Consider the following 14,164-nt stretch of genomic DNA (forward strand, 5'->3'; position numbering starts at 1 on the left):
AAGTAGTATTCGATTTTTGTAGTCTAAGAAATTTAATTTACAACCGCTTGATGAACTGGTTCTACTTGACTGATTTTCCCAACAACAACCTTCACCATGGCATCGTAGTCCAAGTATTTATTGGCAAGATGCTGCACCTTCTCGGGCGACATATTTCTGATCTGTTCCATATAATAAGAATAATAGTTCAATGTCATCCCATTTAACAAAACACTTTTGAACTTGTCGGCATGCGAAAAGATACTTTCCAACGAACCCAACATAGAACCTTCCATATAGGTCTTCACAAGATTGACCTCATCCTCGGAGGCCAAAGTTGTTTTCAACAAATTGATCTCCTTTTCTATTTCAGTCAACGTGGCCTGTGTTACATCTACCCCAACTTCAGTTACAATGGTCATAAAACCAGTATGTTTCAAGGTAGCAACAGCCGAACCAATGCTATAGGTATACCCTTTTTCTTCTCGGATATTGCGCATTAGGCGGGAACCGAAAAAACCACCTAATAATGTGTTGACAAATTGTAATGCCGGATAATCGGGATGTTCCCTTCCGATTGTCTGACAGCCTAACCGAATGGCAGACTGCAAGGCATTATCTTTTTCCTCATAAGCCAGGTTATTTGAACCTTGCACCAAAACTGGGACTTCCGAAGGAGATACAGCAGCTGCTCCTTGCCAATCGACACCGAAGATTTGCTCCAACTCCTGCAAAAGCTCTTCAGAAACATTACCTGAAACAATTAATGTACAATTGGTAGGAACAATTTCCCTACGGTACAATTCGATCAGCTGCGCACGCGTAATTGCATCGTAATCTGTTAGTTTTGGTGTACGCCCATAACGATTGTTCTCACCAAAGATCAAATTGTAAAATTTGCGTCTCGCCAGATAATCATTTTTCTGAATAGAAACTTGAAACTTTTGCTTGTTATTACGCAAATAGGTATCTAACTCCTGTTGCGGAATCGATGCTTCCGTCAGAATATCTTTTACAAGCGGCAAGAGTACTTGACTATGTCTATTCAATGTATAAAGCGACAGAGACGTTACGTCAAAAGAATATTCAGGAACAAGAAATGCTCCGTAGAAATCCACTTTATCTGCAATCTCTGCACTCGACATGGTCTTTGTCCCCTCCTTAAGCAATGCACTTAAAGTACTATTTAACAACGGATTTTCAGCCGCACCGTCAAGATAGGTATTCTCAAAGATCCATTCTATCCGTACCAGCTCCTGCTCGGGCGAATGGAATACATAGACAGGCAATCCGTTTGCAAACTGCTTCTTGATTGGTTCTTTCAAACTTATATTTCCAATTTCACGGAACTCGGGTGCTTTTGTTCTATCCAACATGTACAGCCTCCTCTTGTTTTGATTTATACATTAATATAGAAGCATTCTCCGGTCTAAAAATAACCTGAGCTTGCTGTTGAACTTCCTCAGCACTCACCGACAAATATTTTGAGACCTCTGTGTTGATGCCGTTTGCATCACCCAGCAACTCATGGAAAGCCAAGTTCATGGCTTTATCCAAAATAGATAGTTCTGCAAAAACATTGGTCGATTCGATCTTATTCTTTACTTTTTCCAATTCAGCTGCAGGTACTAACTCGGATTTTATGACCTCCAATTCTGCCCACACCGCACGTTCAGCTTCCTCTAGCGAGATGCCTTCCGATGGTTTTCCTTCAATAACAAAGAGGTTATTGTCGATACTTCCCATCACATAAGCATTTATTTCACTAAATAACTGCCCCTCTTTTACCAATCGACGATACAAACGTGAAGAAGAGCCCCTCGATAAAATGTCCGACAGAAGATCCATTGCAAAATACCCCTCTTCCAATCGAGCAGGGCCATGAAATGCCATATAAAGCGCATCCAAAGGCACCTCTGCCCAAGTCGTTTCACGCCTAATCTTATCTTGCGCGGGTTCTTTAGGCAATTGGCGATTGTATTTTTCGCCCGCCTCGATATCGCCAAACCATTTTTCAGTCAAAGCTTTTACTTCCTCAAAATGAACATCTCCAGAAACAACCATAATTGCACTCTGCGGATTATAATGTAATTTGAAAAATGCTTTAACATCTTCCATTGTAGCCTCTTCAATATGGCTCAGTTCTTTTCCGATGGTTGCCCAACGATACGGATGTACCTGATAGGCTAATGGACGTAATTTTAGCCAAGAGTCACCATAAGGCTGATTCAAATAACGCTGTTTGAATTCTTCACTCACGACATTCCGCTGCACTTCGAGGCTTTGTTCGGAAAAAGCCAAACTTAACATCCGGTCCGACTCCAACCACAATGCCGTTTCTAGATTTGAAGAGGGTAAAGTGATGTAATAATTTGTAATATCGTTGCTGGTGAATGCATTATTCTCGCCACCCACTTTTTGTAATTCGGTATCGAAATTAGGAATATTGATACTTCCACCAAACATCAGGTGTTCAAATAAGTGCGCAAATCCGGTCTGTTCCGGCGATTCATCCCTTGCTCCCACATCGTACAAGATATTGACGCAGGCCATGGCTGTATTATGATCCTCGTGTACCAATACACGTAGGCCGTTTTCCAACGTAAATTTTTGATAAGAAACCATCTATTTTTTCTTCGATGTTTTTAAATCCAGTTAATACCTTTTCGCAATAAAGATAAGGTTTTGGCTTCTTCGGAGCCTTCTTCAGGACGATAGTCATATACCCAATTGGCTTGGGCTGGTAGACTCATCAATATGGACTCAATCCGACCATTCGTTTCAAGTCCAAATTTAGTCCCCGAATCCCATACGAGGTTAAATTCGACATAGCGTCCGCGACGGATCAATTGCCAATTTTTCTGTTGATCTGTAAAGGTTTTATGTCGATTTTTCTCCACCAATGCAGTGTAGGTTGGTGCAAACGTGCGTCCAAGGTCACAGGAAAAAGCAAAAATATCTTCCATGCTCACCCCCGTTTTTTCAGTATTCAACTTATCGTAAAATACACCTCCTATGCCACGTGTTTCCTGGCGATGTCTGATATAAAAATAATCATCCGCCCAATTTTTAAACTTTTCATAGTAGGTAGAATCATGTCTATCACAGACATCTTTCAGCTGCTGATGAAAATAACGCGCATCCTCTTCATCGATATAATGCGGAGTTAAATCAATACCGCCGCCAAACCAACGAATCTGATCGTTCAGTTCAAAATAGCGGATATTCATGTGTATAATAGGTACGAAGGGATTGTTTGGATGGATTACAATGGAAACTCCTGTCGCAAAAAAATCATCTTCTTCCACCGCAAATGACTTTTTGATCGCTTCAGGTAATTTGCCATACACAGACGAAAAGTTAACGCCTCCTTTTTCAAAAATTTGACCATTTTGAATGATCCTGGTGCGACCGCCACCGCCGCCTTCACGCTCCCACAATTCTTCTTCAAAGCGTGCCGATCCGTCTAATTTCTCCAGCGCCTGACATATTTCGTCCTGAATTTCTTTATAAGCTAAAGCAATCGCTTCTTTTGTTATCATCTACTCTATTGCTACTTTATTATGTTAATTTTTCGCTCAATGCTTGAATAATTTTAGATGCAGGGAGGTGTTCATACAAAATTTGATGCACGGCATCGCATATTGGCAATTCCACCGCATATTTTTTCGCATACTCTTGAATACATGCCGATGCGTAATACCCTTCAGCCACCATATTCATTTCCAACTGCGCAGATTGTACACTGTAGCCCTTTCCGATCATATTACCAAAGGTTCTATTTCGGCTAAATTGGGAATAGGCTGTTACCAAAAGATCCCCTAAATAAGCCGAAGTATTCACATCCCTTGACGTATCACCATCTACTTTACCTACAAAACGACGCATTTCGCGAATTGCATTGGAGACCAGCACAGCCTGAAAATTATCACCGTAACCTAAGCCGTGACAGATACCTCCAGCTAACGCATAGATGTTTTTCAATACTGCACCAAATTCTATTCCGAGTACATCTTCCGAAAGAATCGTCTTGATAACCCTTGACGACAGAAAGGAAGCAACCAATGCTGCACTATCCAGGTTCTTACAGCCGAAAGTTAAATACGACAATTTGCCTAAGGCAACTTCCTCCGCATGGCAGGGACCACCAACCACACAGATCTGTTCAATATCGACCTCATAGCGTTGCTCCAAAAACTCACCGATAATCAAATTATCTTTGGGAATAATCCCCTTGATGGCTGAAACAACAATTTTATTTCTAAAATCTTCCTTCGTCACATTGGCCAGTGCATCCTTCAAATAGGCCGCAGGCGTATTTAAAATGACAATATCTGAATTAGTAATTACATTTTTAGCATCGGTATCAATCGTCGTAATACTAAGATCAACCGAAACACTGCTCAGGTAAGTCGGGTTATGTTTGAATTTTTGAATATATTCTGCATCCTCTTCCTTTCTTACCCACCAAAAAATATGCTTGTCTTGGTCATTTTCACATAGCATCTTGATCATAGCAGTAGCCCAACTTCCGCTACCAATTATACCAATCTTTTTCCCCTGCATGTCTTTAATTTGTTTTCGACAGCAAATATACTTATTTACTAACGAGATATACGATTCACGCGGTGAGATATGATACTTTCGTTACTTTTTAAGCAAATAAACGCTCCCAGAAGCCTAATTCCAAGCCAACATAATAATCGTTGTTTTCGAATTTTATGGGGTAAACGCGAATAAAATCATGCTGTTCGGGATTACCTCTTCCCGACACCAGATCGAATTCATGGCGATGAAAAGGACAGATTACTTTGCCACGTTCACACCAGCCATTTTTCAATGGTGCCCCAGCGTATGGACATTTAGGCGAGAAAGCATAGAGTTGGTCTTCGTACCAGGTAATACAAATAATTTTTCCACCAAATTTATGTTCGCTGATGCCCTGATTTTTAAGAAAATCGGCATGTTCAATTTTGTACCAATGAACCATTCGACAAGATAGCTAAAAATTACAGTGAATTTTCTATCTTTGTGCAATTTCAAAAATTTGCACTATATATGGCTTTACAATGCGGTATCGTAGGTTTACCAAACGTCGGTAAATCAACATTATTTAACTGTTTGTCGAACGCGAAAGCGCAAGCGGCTAACTTTCCATTTTGTACAATTGAACCAAATGTTGGGGTAATTACCGTACCGGATGCCCGTCTCAATAAATTAGCTGAATTAGTCAACCCGCAACGAATTGTTCCAAACACCATCGAGATTGTCGATATCGCCGGTCTTGTGAAAGGAGCTTCAAAAGGTGAAGGCTTAGGCAATCAATTCTTAGGAAATATTCGTACAACAAATGCTATTATTCACGTTTTAAGATGTTTTGACGATGGGAACGTGATCCACGTAGATGGTTCGGTAGATCCAATCAGAGATAAAGAAATCATTGACACCGAATTGCAGCTTAAAGATTTGGACACTGTAGTAAAACGTATCCAGAAGGTAGAAAAAATGGCTAAAACAGGCGGCGATAAAGATGCAAAAAGAACGTTTGACATCCTATCAATCGTCAAAGATCATCTTGAAGCTGGAAAATCCGCCCGTACAGCAGCAATTGAAGCTGAAGATTTTGAGTTTATCCAGGATTTAGCCTTGTTAACGGCTAAACCTGTACTTTATGTATGTAATGTAGATGAAGGTTCTGTTAATACAGGTAACGCTTACGTAGAACGTGTTAAGGAAGCTGTAAAGGATGAAAAAGCCGAGGTATTGATTATCTCAGCACAGATCGAATCTGAAATCGCACAACTGGAAAGCTACGAAGAACGAAAGATGTTTTTAGACGACTTGGGTCTTGAAGAATCTGGCGTACATAAGCTCATCCGCGCTGCATATTCGCTTTTAAATTTGGCGACTTATTTTACCGCTGGTGTACAGGAAGTTCGCGCTTGGACGATTGAGAACGGATTTACAGCCCCTCAGGCTGCAGGTGTAATCCACACAGATTTCGAAAAAGGGTTTATCCGCGCTGAAGTAATCAAGTATGACGATTTTGTCTCACTTGGCTCCGAAAATGCGGTAAAAGAAGCTGGAAAGTTATCGGTGGAAGGAAAAACATATATTGTCCAAGATGGCGATATCATGCACTTCCGTTTTAATGTATAATCATTCCCACCTGTTCAAACAGATAAATACAAAAAAGAGGCCAGTACATGAAATGTACTGGCCTCTTTTTTTTGTGTTATTTAACAAAATAGCGGTGTTCAATCACCTCTACTTTTTTGATATCCTTATCTTCCAGCACTTTCTTAACATCACAATGACCAGTTACGCCGCGATAGATCAGCGCTCCGCCAAGGGTCAATCCTGATAATCCAGTCAGTGGTGATTTAAAAAGTTTTTTAACACCCAAGCCCAATATGAATCCGCCGGCAATCACCGACAGAACACGCTCAGAGGTGCCAATATTTTCTTCGATACAATCGTCTTCGATCTTTGTTTTTATCTTATCAAATGCAAAGTTTAGTAGGTTACTCATAATTATCTCCATTTTATTTATCGTACATGTTATAAACAAATGGTGTCCTAAAAAAGTTTAGGAATAGAATAATAGTTTTTTATGTTGTTTCTCCGACGACATCTCTTATATTCGTATTTAACAAATTAGAGATACATGCAAATCAAAAAATATTCTGGTGAATTGGTACCCTTTAATGGTGAATCGCTTCGTCATTCGCTTTCTCGTTCCGGTGCCAATGCTGACCAGGTCAATCAGGTCTACGATAAGGTACTCAACGAAATATATGATGGGATTTCAACAAGAGAACTCTATCAGCTGGCCTTTGATACGTTAAAAACTGTGCGAAATTCTTACGCCGCTCGCTACAGCCTTAAGAAAGCCCTGCGTGAACTTGGCCCCGAAGGTTTCTACTTCGAAAAATACATTGCCCACCTTCTGCGATCCATCGGATATGAAAGCACCACCGGACAGACCGTACAGGGACATGCCGTTTCCCATGAATTGGATGTTGTAGCCTATAAGGACGGTAAACTGATCACCGCCGAATGCAAATTTCGAAACGATATTGACGCAAAAATATCCGTAACGACGCCCATGTATTATCTTTCAAGATTCAAAGATATCAGCAATATCAATTATCAGTTTTTTGGAAAACAGCTGCAGTTTCAAGAAGGCTGGCTGATTACCAATGCATACTTCACCTCCGACTCGATTGATTTTGCCAAATACTATCATATCAACTTGCTTTCTTGGGATTATCCAAAAGAAAATAGCATCAAAAAGAGAGTAGACAAAGCTGTTTTCTATCCGGTCACTTGTCTCACAACTCTTTCCGACCTTGAGGAACAGCAACTGCTCAAAAATCAACTTATTTTGGTAAAAGATATCGTGAGTAATCCCGAGAAATTGGATCTCCTAAACTTAACAAAAGAACGGAAAGAAAAGGTCTTAAACGAGGCTCGCGAACTCATCAACTATCAGGTGGAAGAAGAATATTAATTATAAAAAAAGGTGTTATGTATACCTGTTTGGACAGCTATACATAACACCTTTTTCAGTAGTCGATATTACTTCTAAAGCTTGGTCGGATGATAGATCTTGCCATATTTCGCAAGTTCGTTTAAATCTGTCTTTTCCCAAAATATACCATAAATGGCTGCTCCGGACCCTGACATAGAAGCGTAAATTGCTCCTTTTTGATATAAAGTTTCTTTGATTTCTTTCAACAAGGGGTAACTTTCGAAAATACCATCCTCAAAATCATTTCGAATATGAAACTTCCACTCTTGGATGGGCAAACGAATCGCTTCTTCCAAATTAACTTCGGGTGCCTTAGGTTGCACAGCAGCAAAAGCCTCAGCCGTAGAAATATGAATATTAGGCATAATTACCACAAGATGGTAGCCATCCAGATTTAGATTTAAGTCTTTAAAATCTGTCCCAATACCTGTTGCAAAAACAGGATTATTTGCGATAAAAAAAGGACAATCGGCACCTAGCTTTGCGGCGTATCCCGCCAGCTGCTCTTCAGTAAGATTCAATTGAAAGAGCGTATTAAGTCCTTTCAAAACAAAAGACGCGTCCGCAGAACCGCCGCCTAATCCTGCTCCAATCGGAATTTGTTTGACCAAATCAATGGAAACGGGTGGAATGCCATAATCTTTTTTCAACAATTCAAAAGCTCTTATACAAAGGTTATCATGGAGATTCCCTGGGATACGTTCCCCTTGAATGTTTAGTGTTGTCTCCGCAGCAGTCGTTTCCAATAATTCGATAATATCGTAAATCGGAAGTGGATAGAAAACGCTATTCAGTTCATGATAACCATCCGTACGCTTGGCAATGACTTGCAGCCCAATATTTAGTTTAGCGTTTGCAAAAAGTATCATGTGAATTGCTCTAAATCGTATATTTCAAAATTAATAACTTACCAATGAAAAGATATTATCACTGAACCTAGATAACCGTCCTTTCGCTTTAAGGAAATCCAAAGAGATAATAAAACTGTAGGCGACAATCTCCCCACCAAGTCGTTCAATAAGTTTACTGGCGGCAACGACGGTACCCCCTGTCGCTAAAAGGTCGTCGTGAACCAATATACGGCTTCCTTTTTCAAAAGCATCTTCATGGATTTCAATGGTTGCCTGGCCGTATTCCAGTGCATAGGATTCAGATACGGTTTTAAAAGGCAATTTACCTTGTTTTCGGATTGGAATAAAAGGCAAGCCCAGCCTATTGGCAAGTAAAAATCCAAATAGAAAACCCCGACTCTCAATTCCAGCAATAGCATCTATCTCTATGCCTTGCAATTGATCAATAATCGCATCAACCATTTCGCTACACAATGCCGCATCTTTCAACAAAGGGGTAATATCTTTAAAGACAATACCAGGTTTAGGAAAATCCACAATATCCCGGATTTCCAGTTTCAATTTATCTTGAATCATTCTCAAATATTAAATAAGGCGCAATCTTCGCAATCGCAAGATCTGAAAGTGTTCCTATTTTTGTCAAGTCCTCAATATTGACATAACTTCCATGCTGATCCCTATAATTGACGATTAGTTTCGCATCTTTAGGGCTAAGATACGGATGTTTGGCCAATGAATTTGCATCAAGCTTATTAATATTGATTTTTTTGATTCCATCTAAATTGGCTACAACAATATAGTCTTTAATCTGGTCATAGGTCTCGGCTGTAACTCCATAAACCTCCTTTAATTGTTCTATGCGGTAGAACCCACCAAGAACCTCTTTATATTTCAAAATGCGTTTGGATAGAACCGAACCTATCCCTTTAAGACTGATTAATGCTGTGGTATCACAGGTATTAATATCGATAAGCTCGGCTTTATTTCTTTCAAACTTATCGTAAAGCAAAGGCGCTTTATTTTGTTGTTTTGTTCGCGCTGAATCAGGCATTGTTTTGATTTGAATGTAGGGCTCTAATCTGTTGTAAAGTCGGCCATTGATCGAGTAAATTTTCTTCAGATCGGTTTTTACTCTAAACCTTCCACCTTTTTTTTCATAGTTTTTCAGGACCGCAATCTGTTTATCAGAAAGCCCCAACTTATGCCAATCAGCGTGTGGTAAATTGTTTGGATCAAAATAGAATAGTTTGGTCTCTTCCAAAACCGAATGTTCAGATATTGCCCCCGCACTTTTGTCTTTAGTCGAATAGGTTGCCTCGACCTCCTGTTTGTTTACCGGACCAGAGACCTCAAGAGAGTCATGAAAGGATTGTTCAAATAATTTGGCCTGATTGGGAATTGGATCGCGCGTATTGCTTTTAATCAAAGCATAGATCGTCACAAACAACACAATGATTACCAAAATAATGAAAAACCCATTTTGTTCTGTTTTATTAAATTTAAAATAAGCCAATAGCCTCTTCATAAGCCGCTAAAAATTGGGATATCTAAATTTAATAAATTATAAGGAAAATAAAAAGGGAATTATTAAAAACAATTCCCTTTTTATTAATTATTATCTACAAAGAGATTTATAACTTTGACTTGTCCACTTTTTCAACTTGGCTACCATCCTTTAAAGTTTTTGAAATAGCATCAAATGGCCGAGAGACCACTTCATCCCCTTTTTTCAGCCCTGAGGTAACGATGATATTTTTATCATCCTGAATACCGGTCTTTACCAACACCTGCTTAACAGTTTTATCTTTTAGGACAAATACATACTCCTCCACTTTCTTATTTGTATTGGTAGAATCTTTATCATCAGAACGCACAGTTACCGATTGAATCGGAACAACCAGCCCTTTATCATGTTTTGTAAATATCTGAACGGTTGCTGAAAGCCCTGGCTTAAATGGCGATGCAACGTTCTCTTTCATCAAGTCCTGATACGATTCTGCACTGATGCGCACTTTTACATTAAAATTTGTTACCTGATCTGTCGATGATGTCGTCGTCGTTGTTGTTGCTATATTTTTAGACGAGCTAGCAATTTCCGTCACAACACCTTTAAACTTCCTATCCTTAAAAGCATCGACTTCGATCTCAGCTTGATTCCCTACCCTTACATTATTAATATCATTTTCATTTACATCGACATTAACCTCCATCGAGCTCATATTGGCTATACGCATAATTTCTGTACCTGCCATCTGCGCCGTTCCAACAACACGCTCTCCCTTTTCGATAGACAAGAGCGAGATGATACCATCTGAGGGCGCATAGATTGTCGTCCGATTCAAATTATCCTGTGCTTCTTTTACTGACGCTTGTGATTGGTCAATGCCATATTTTGTCGAACGTACCGTTTCCCTTTGTGCTTGGATAGAAGCCTGTGCAGCAAAATATTCGGCAGAACTTTTATCCATTTCTGAAGCAGAAATAACACGTTTTTCGAAAAGCTCCTGATTCCGTTTATAGGTAGCGGCAACATTTTTGAAGTTTTCTTCTTGTTGTTTTAATTGCTGTTGTGCAGCTGCGAGATTGGCCCGCTGTGAATTCATTGCCGCAACCGAACGATCATAACCAGACTGCAAAATATCAGGTTTGATGCGACAGAGCACCTGTCCTTTTTTAACAAAATCACCTTCTTTAATGTTAAGCTCAACAACCTCTCCAGATACCTCCGAACTCAACTTAACCTCCACCTCAGGCTGAATCTTCCCACTCGCAGAAACTAATTCATCGACATCGGCCTCCTTTACGACATCCACAGCGACTTTAGTAATCTCTCCCTTTCCAAACCAGCCAGCTTTAAAACCTATGAAGCCAAGGACCACCAAGAGCACTACGATGATCAGTATAATTTTTCCAATGCTACGTTTTTTCTTTGCCATTTCTTTTGTTAGTTCAAATAGATTAATTGTTATCGAATTGAATTGGATTTCCAAGGTAATAATCGATGATCTTCGATCTGAATATTACGTTATATTTTGCTTGAATAAGGTCAAATTCGGCCTTATTTCGTTCTGTTTGAGCTGTAAACAATTCCAGTGAATTCGCCATACCAATATCATAACGCTCCTTTGTTGCCTTGAATGCTGTTTCAGCACTTTCAAATGCTACAGTAGCCGAGCTATAGCGTTGTTTGGCCGCATTCACATCCAATACAGCCTGATTAACGGCCTTGTTTAAGTTATTTTTTGCCAACTGCTCGGATGCCTCCGCCTGTTTCAAACCAATCTTTGCCTTGGCCACATTCACTTTATTCTGATTTCTCGAAAAAATAGGAATAGCAAGAGATAAACCTGTGAAAAATGACTTATTATCCGATACTTGCTGGCCAAAGGGCACTCTAAAAAGAGTTGCAGGATCTAAGGGATCGGTTTGTCTTGTCGTTGCAGAGGAGTAATTCGTTCCATAACTCACATTCAGATTGAGTGTAGGATAATAGCCTCCCTTCGCGATATCGATTTGTTTCAATGCCACCTCTTTATCCAATGCAGATTTGTGAATATCGGGCTGTAAGGTGAGCGCTTTTTGGTAAACATCCACGGCATTCTTATCCACTGCATGAACCAATATGGCTTCCAGACTCGGGCGTTCCAAAGAAATAACGGTTTCAGGAGGCATTTCCATCAACTGCTTCAAGGTCAACAAAGACATTTCGTATGAATTTTTTAGATTAACTTTGTTCAGTTCATTTGTGGCAACCTGATTTTTTGACTTAGCAAGATCGGCAATTGTTTTATTACCAACTGCAAATTGGATGGAGTCCAAAGAAAATTGTTGCTTTGATAAAGCAATCTGATCTTCACTGGCAACCATCATCTCATGATTGGTTATTGCTTCCAAATAATTCACCAACACATTGAGCACGAGATCATTCTTGATCTTATCTACCTGAGTCGCTGTAGACTCCAGTTGCAATTTATTCGCTTTGATCTGATTGACCTGCTGAAAACCCTGAAATAAGTTGACAATAGATCCCACGGAGCCACTGGTTCCTTTTGTCCAAGTGTTATTAACGATTCGTCCAGAAGTTAAATCGAAACCAAAACCATAACGGAAACTTTGATCCACAGTAGCACTCAGGTTTGGCAACAAATTACTTTTTGCCTGAAACAGGTCCTGCTCAGCAAGATCTTTGTTCAGGGCCGCTTGCTTTATCTGTACGTTCCGTTCCAATGTCATACGAATGGCCTCGGCCACCCCCACAACCTGTTGGGCTTGAACTAAAACATTAGTTCCAAGAAATAACCCAGTAAATACTACTGCAGAATAATAAAATCTTTTCATGTCCATATGTAGAACCATACATTTTTTTTTAGATTTGAACTTCATTTATCGGTTATGTATTTTGTCAAATCTCCATTTTTCCTTAGATGGCTATATCCCAAATCAATATGGAACATGCCACGTCATGAAAAAAAAGTCTATCTTACTTTTGACGATGGTCCAATTCCTGAAATTACACCTTTTATACTCGATATCCTAAAAAAATATCAGGTGAAGGCAACATTTTTTTGTGTTGGTGAAAATATTAAAAAAAATCCACATTTGTTTCAACGAATTTTAGCGGAAGGACATCAGGTGGGCAACCATACTTACAATCACCTCAAAGGCTGGGAGACAAATGATGAGCAGTATTTGGCAAATGTTGCAAAATGCCAGGAACTGACCCAAACCGATCTTTTTCGCCCGCCTTATGCCCGAGCAACAAAATCCCAACTCCGTCAACTCTATAAAAAATACCGTGTGATCATGTGGGATATTATGTCGGGTGATTTTGATCCGAATTTAAGTCCCCAGAAATGCCTCGAAAACGTTTTGCCCAACATTAAAAATGGCTCTGTTATTATTTTTCATGATAATATCAAAGCCATTCCCCGTGTCGAATATGTTCTCCCTAAAACAATAGAATTTCTATTAAAAAATAACTATCAGCTTTCGAGAATAGATTAAGGTTTACTTCTAGCAAACGTCACCTCAGATTCATAATATTTACCTACACTGACACTGAAATACCCCAATGCATTGTTGCTTAAATTTGAAATCGGATTAGATGGCGAAGCCGAACCAGGATTAATCATTTGAAAACTATTCCAGTAATTGTAGGCGCCTACATCGATACATTGACGTAGGATACGCACACGATCACCAACTTTCAAATCTCTATCGCGGTCGACAATATCATGCTGCACCTCTAAGCCATTGTTATACTTATCGTTAAAGACATCAATAAAACGTAGTTTACCTCCATTCACCGACATCTTATACTTATAATAATTCCCTTTTTCCGGGGGGTCAACAAATACGAGAGTTGGATAATAAATGGTATCAGTAAAAATAATGCGCTGTGAAAGCCCTATAGAATCCACATCCACATAGCTGGGAACCTTTGATACCCCTTGGATCTCCCTTCCATCAGCGGTCTTTACCTGCAACTGGTAAGTGACCTTTTCCTGTAACCGTAATGTCTTATTGGTATACAGCCCGTCAGCCCCCGCTTGAAACGTATAAGTGCGATTATTTTGCATATTCTTAACGATCACTTCTGCATCTGTTATCGGAGAAAACAGCGAGTCTTTAATACTTACAACCTGCTGTATACTAATCTCATGCTGTTGATCCGAAACCATCAAATCTGCGGTGATAACCAATTGACCTGTATTTTCGGGCAGTTCCAATTCTATTTTGTCTTCGCAGCTCCCTAAAGTAAATAATGCAACAGCTATAACTCCTAATATCTTCTTCATAC

Annotated in this window: 15 protein-coding genes; 3 read left to right on the top strand and 12 right to left on the bottom strand. The window is 39.6% G+C overall.

All coding sequences use genetic code 11. The features are described from left to right. Nucleotides 1-32 precede the first annotated feature (32 nt). The 5 genes from B2O97_RS14055 to B2O97_RS14075 form a co-directional block, all read right to left on the bottom strand. Nucleotides 33-1,355 carry a M16 family metallopeptidase gene (locus B2O97_RS14055; protein ID WP_286767581.1) on the bottom strand — a complete coding sequence of 441 codons (1,323 nt, stop codon included), beginning with the start codon at nucleotides 1,353-1,355 and terminating at the stop codon, nucleotides 33-35. After that, a complete protein-coding gene (locus tag B2O97_RS14060) occupies nucleotides 1,345-2,604 on the bottom strand; it encodes a M16 family metallopeptidase (protein ID WP_286767582.1) in 1,260 nt (419 codons plus the stop codon). The genes B2O97_RS14055 and B2O97_RS14060 overlap by 11 nt, the downstream gene beginning before the upstream one ends. Before the next feature lie 20 nt (nucleotides 2,605-2,624). Then, on the bottom strand, nucleotides 2,625-3,521 hold the full coding sequence (gene hemF / locus B2O97_RS14065) for an oxygen-dependent coproporphyrinogen oxidase (protein WP_070560847.1): 897 nt from the start codon (nucleotides 3,519-3,521) through the stop codon (nucleotides 2,625-2,627). A 19-nt stretch (nucleotides 3,522-3,540) separates the two neighbouring features. Next, a complete protein-coding gene (locus tag B2O97_RS14070) occupies nucleotides 3,541-4,545 on the bottom strand; it encodes an NAD(P)H-dependent glycerol-3-phosphate dehydrogenase (protein ID WP_070560849.1) in 1,005 nt (334 codons plus the stop codon). Nucleotides 4,546-4,633: 88 nt separating this feature from the next. Beyond that, nucleotides 4,634-4,969: a Rieske (2Fe-2S) protein gene (locus B2O97_RS14075; RefSeq protein ID WP_286767583.1), complete on the bottom strand. Its 336-nt coding sequence runs from the start codon at nucleotides 4,967-4,969 to the stop codon at nucleotides 4,634-4,636. A gap of 68 nt (nucleotides 4,970-5,037) precedes the next feature. Between B2O97_RS14075 and ychF the strand changes: the two genes are divergently transcribed. Then, on the top strand, nucleotides 5,038-6,138 hold the full coding sequence (gene ychF / locus B2O97_RS14080; protein WP_070560853.1) for a redox-regulated ATPase YchF: 1,101 nt from the start codon (nucleotides 5,038-5,040) through the stop codon (nucleotides 6,136-6,138). 76 nt (nucleotides 6,139-6,214) lie between these two features. Here ychF and B2O97_RS14085 read toward each other — a convergent pair whose 3' ends face one another. After that, nucleotides 6,215-6,511, bottom strand: coding sequence for a YgaP family membrane protein (locus B2O97_RS14085; protein ID WP_046676248.1), 297 nt, complete (start codon nucleotides 6,509-6,511; stop codon nucleotides 6,215-6,217). Nucleotides 6,512-6,646: 135 nt separating this feature from the next. Here B2O97_RS14085 and B2O97_RS14090 point away from each other — a divergent pair, with 135 nt between their 5' ends. Further along, a complete protein-coding gene (locus B2O97_RS14090) occupies nucleotides 6,647-7,492 on the top strand; it encodes an ATP cone domain-containing protein (protein WP_046676247.1) in 846 nt (281 codons plus the stop codon). Nucleotides 7,493-7,566: 74 nt separating this feature from the next. Here the strand turns inward: B2O97_RS14090 and ispE are convergent, their stop codons facing one another. The 5 genes from ispE to B2O97_RS14115 all read right to left on the bottom strand — a co-directional run bounded on the left by ispE (nucleotide 7,567) and on the right by B2O97_RS14115 (nucleotide 12,702). Beyond that, nucleotides 7,567-8,382: a 4-(cytidine 5'-diphospho)-2-C-methyl-D-erythritol kinase gene (gene ispE, locus B2O97_RS14095; RefSeq protein WP_115048527.1), complete on the bottom strand. Its 816-nt coding sequence runs from the start codon at nucleotides 8,380-8,382 to the stop codon at nucleotides 7,567-7,569. A 30-nt stretch (nucleotides 8,383-8,412) separates the two neighbouring features. Continuing rightward, nucleotides 8,413-8,940, bottom strand: coding sequence for an adenine phosphoribosyltransferase (locus tag B2O97_RS14100; protein ID WP_046676245.1), 528 nt, complete (start codon nucleotides 8,938-8,940; stop codon nucleotides 8,413-8,415). Further along, nucleotides 8,927-9,889 (bottom strand): helix-hairpin-helix domain-containing protein, encoded by a 963-nt coding sequence (locus tag B2O97_RS14105; RefSeq protein WP_070560859.1) that lies wholly within the window; start codon nucleotides 9,887-9,889, stop codon nucleotides 8,927-8,929. The genes B2O97_RS14100 and B2O97_RS14105 overlap by 14 nt, the downstream gene beginning before the upstream one ends. A gap of 106 nt (nucleotides 9,890-9,995) precedes the next feature. Further along, the gene (locus B2O97_RS14110; RefSeq protein ID WP_070560902.1) at nucleotides 9,996-11,300 is read right to left on the bottom strand and encodes an efflux RND transporter periplasmic adaptor subunit; all 1,305 of its coding nucleotides are present in this window, start codon (nucleotides 11,298-11,300) and stop codon (nucleotides 9,996-9,998) included. A 22-nt stretch (nucleotides 11,301-11,322) separates the two neighbouring features. Next, entirely contained in the window at nucleotides 11,323-12,702 is a 1,380-nt protein-coding gene (locus tag B2O97_RS14115) for a TolC family protein (protein ID WP_286767584.1), read from the bottom strand. A 114-nt stretch (nucleotides 12,703-12,816) separates the two neighbouring features. Here B2O97_RS14115 and B2O97_RS14120 point away from each other — a divergent pair, with 114 nt between their 5' ends. Next, nucleotides 12,817-13,368: a polysaccharide deacetylase family protein gene (locus tag B2O97_RS14120; RefSeq protein ID WP_376746068.1), complete on the top strand. Its 552-nt coding sequence runs from the start codon at nucleotides 12,817-12,819 to the stop codon at nucleotides 13,366-13,368. Here the strand turns inward: B2O97_RS14120 and B2O97_RS14125 are convergent. After that, nucleotides 13,365-14,162 (bottom strand): DUF4249 family protein, encoded by a 798-nt coding sequence (locus B2O97_RS14125; protein ID WP_070560865.1) that lies wholly within the window; start codon nucleotides 14,160-14,162, stop codon nucleotides 13,365-13,367. The genes B2O97_RS14120 and B2O97_RS14125 overlap by 4 nt on opposite strands. Nucleotides 14,163-14,164 lie beyond the last annotated feature (2 nt).

The organism is Sphingobacterium sp. UBA865 (assembly GCF_002295765.1).
In the GTDB taxonomy this organism is placed as follows: domain Bacteria; phylum Bacteroidota; class Bacteroidia; order Sphingobacteriales; family Sphingobacteriaceae; genus Sphingobacterium; species Sphingobacterium multivorum.

Excerpts from the sequence above, each read along its gene's own strand:
- ispE (WP_115048527.1), bottom strand. The coding sequence starts at position 8,382 with ATGATACTTTTTGCAAACGCTAAACTAAATATTGGGCTGCAAGTCATT.
- B2O97_RS14075 (WP_286767583.1), bottom strand. The coding sequence starts at position 4,969 with ATGGTTCATTGGTACAAAATTGAACATGCCGATTTTCTTAAAAATCAG.
- B2O97_RS14055 (WP_286767581.1), bottom strand. The coding sequence starts at position 1,355 with ATGTTGGATAGAACAAAAGCACCCGAGTTCCGTGAAATTGGAAATATA.
- hemF (WP_070560847.1), bottom strand. The coding sequence starts at position 3,521 with ATGATAACAAAAGAAGCGATTGCTTTAGCTTATAAAGAAATTCAGGAC.
- B2O97_RS14110 (WP_070560902.1), bottom strand. The coding sequence starts at position 11,300 with ATGGCAAAGAAAAAACGTAGCATTGGAAAAATTATACTGATCATCGTA.
- B2O97_RS14090 (WP_046676247.1), top strand. The coding sequence starts at position 6,647 with ATGCAAATCAAAAAATATTCTGGTGAATTGGTACCCTTTAATGGTGAA.
- B2O97_RS14125 (WP_070560865.1), bottom strand. The coding sequence starts at position 14,162 with ATGAAGAAGATATTAGGAGTTATAGCTGTTGCATTATTTACTTTAGGG.
- B2O97_RS14070 (WP_070560849.1), bottom strand. The coding sequence starts at position 4,545 with ATGCAGGGGAAAAAGATTGGTATAATTGGTAGCGGAAGTTGGGCTACT.
- B2O97_RS14115 (WP_286767584.1), bottom strand. The coding sequence starts at position 12,702 with ATGAAAAGATTTTATTATTCTGCAGTAGTATTTACTGGGTTATTTCTT.
- B2O97_RS14100 (WP_046676245.1), bottom strand. The coding sequence starts at position 8,940 with ATGATTCAAGATAAATTGAAACTGGAAATCCGGGATATTGTGGATTTT.
- B2O97_RS14085 (WP_046676248.1), bottom strand. The coding sequence starts at position 6,511 with ATGAGTAACCTACTAAACTTTGCATTTGATAAGATAAAAACAAAGATC.
- B2O97_RS14105 (WP_070560859.1), bottom strand. The coding sequence starts at position 9,889 with ATGAAGAGGCTATTGGCTTATTTTAAATTTAATAAAACAGAACAAAAT.
- ychF (WP_070560853.1), top strand. The coding sequence starts at position 5,038 with ATGGCTTTACAATGCGGTATCGTAGGTTTACCAAACGTCGGTAAATCA.
- B2O97_RS14060 (WP_286767582.1), bottom strand. The coding sequence starts at position 2,604 with ATGGTTTCTTATCAAAAATTTACGTTGGAAAACGGCCTACGTGTATTG.
- B2O97_RS14120 (WP_376746068.1), top strand. The coding sequence starts at position 12,817 with ATGCCACGTCATGAAAAAAAAGTCTATCTTACTTTTGACGATGGTCCA.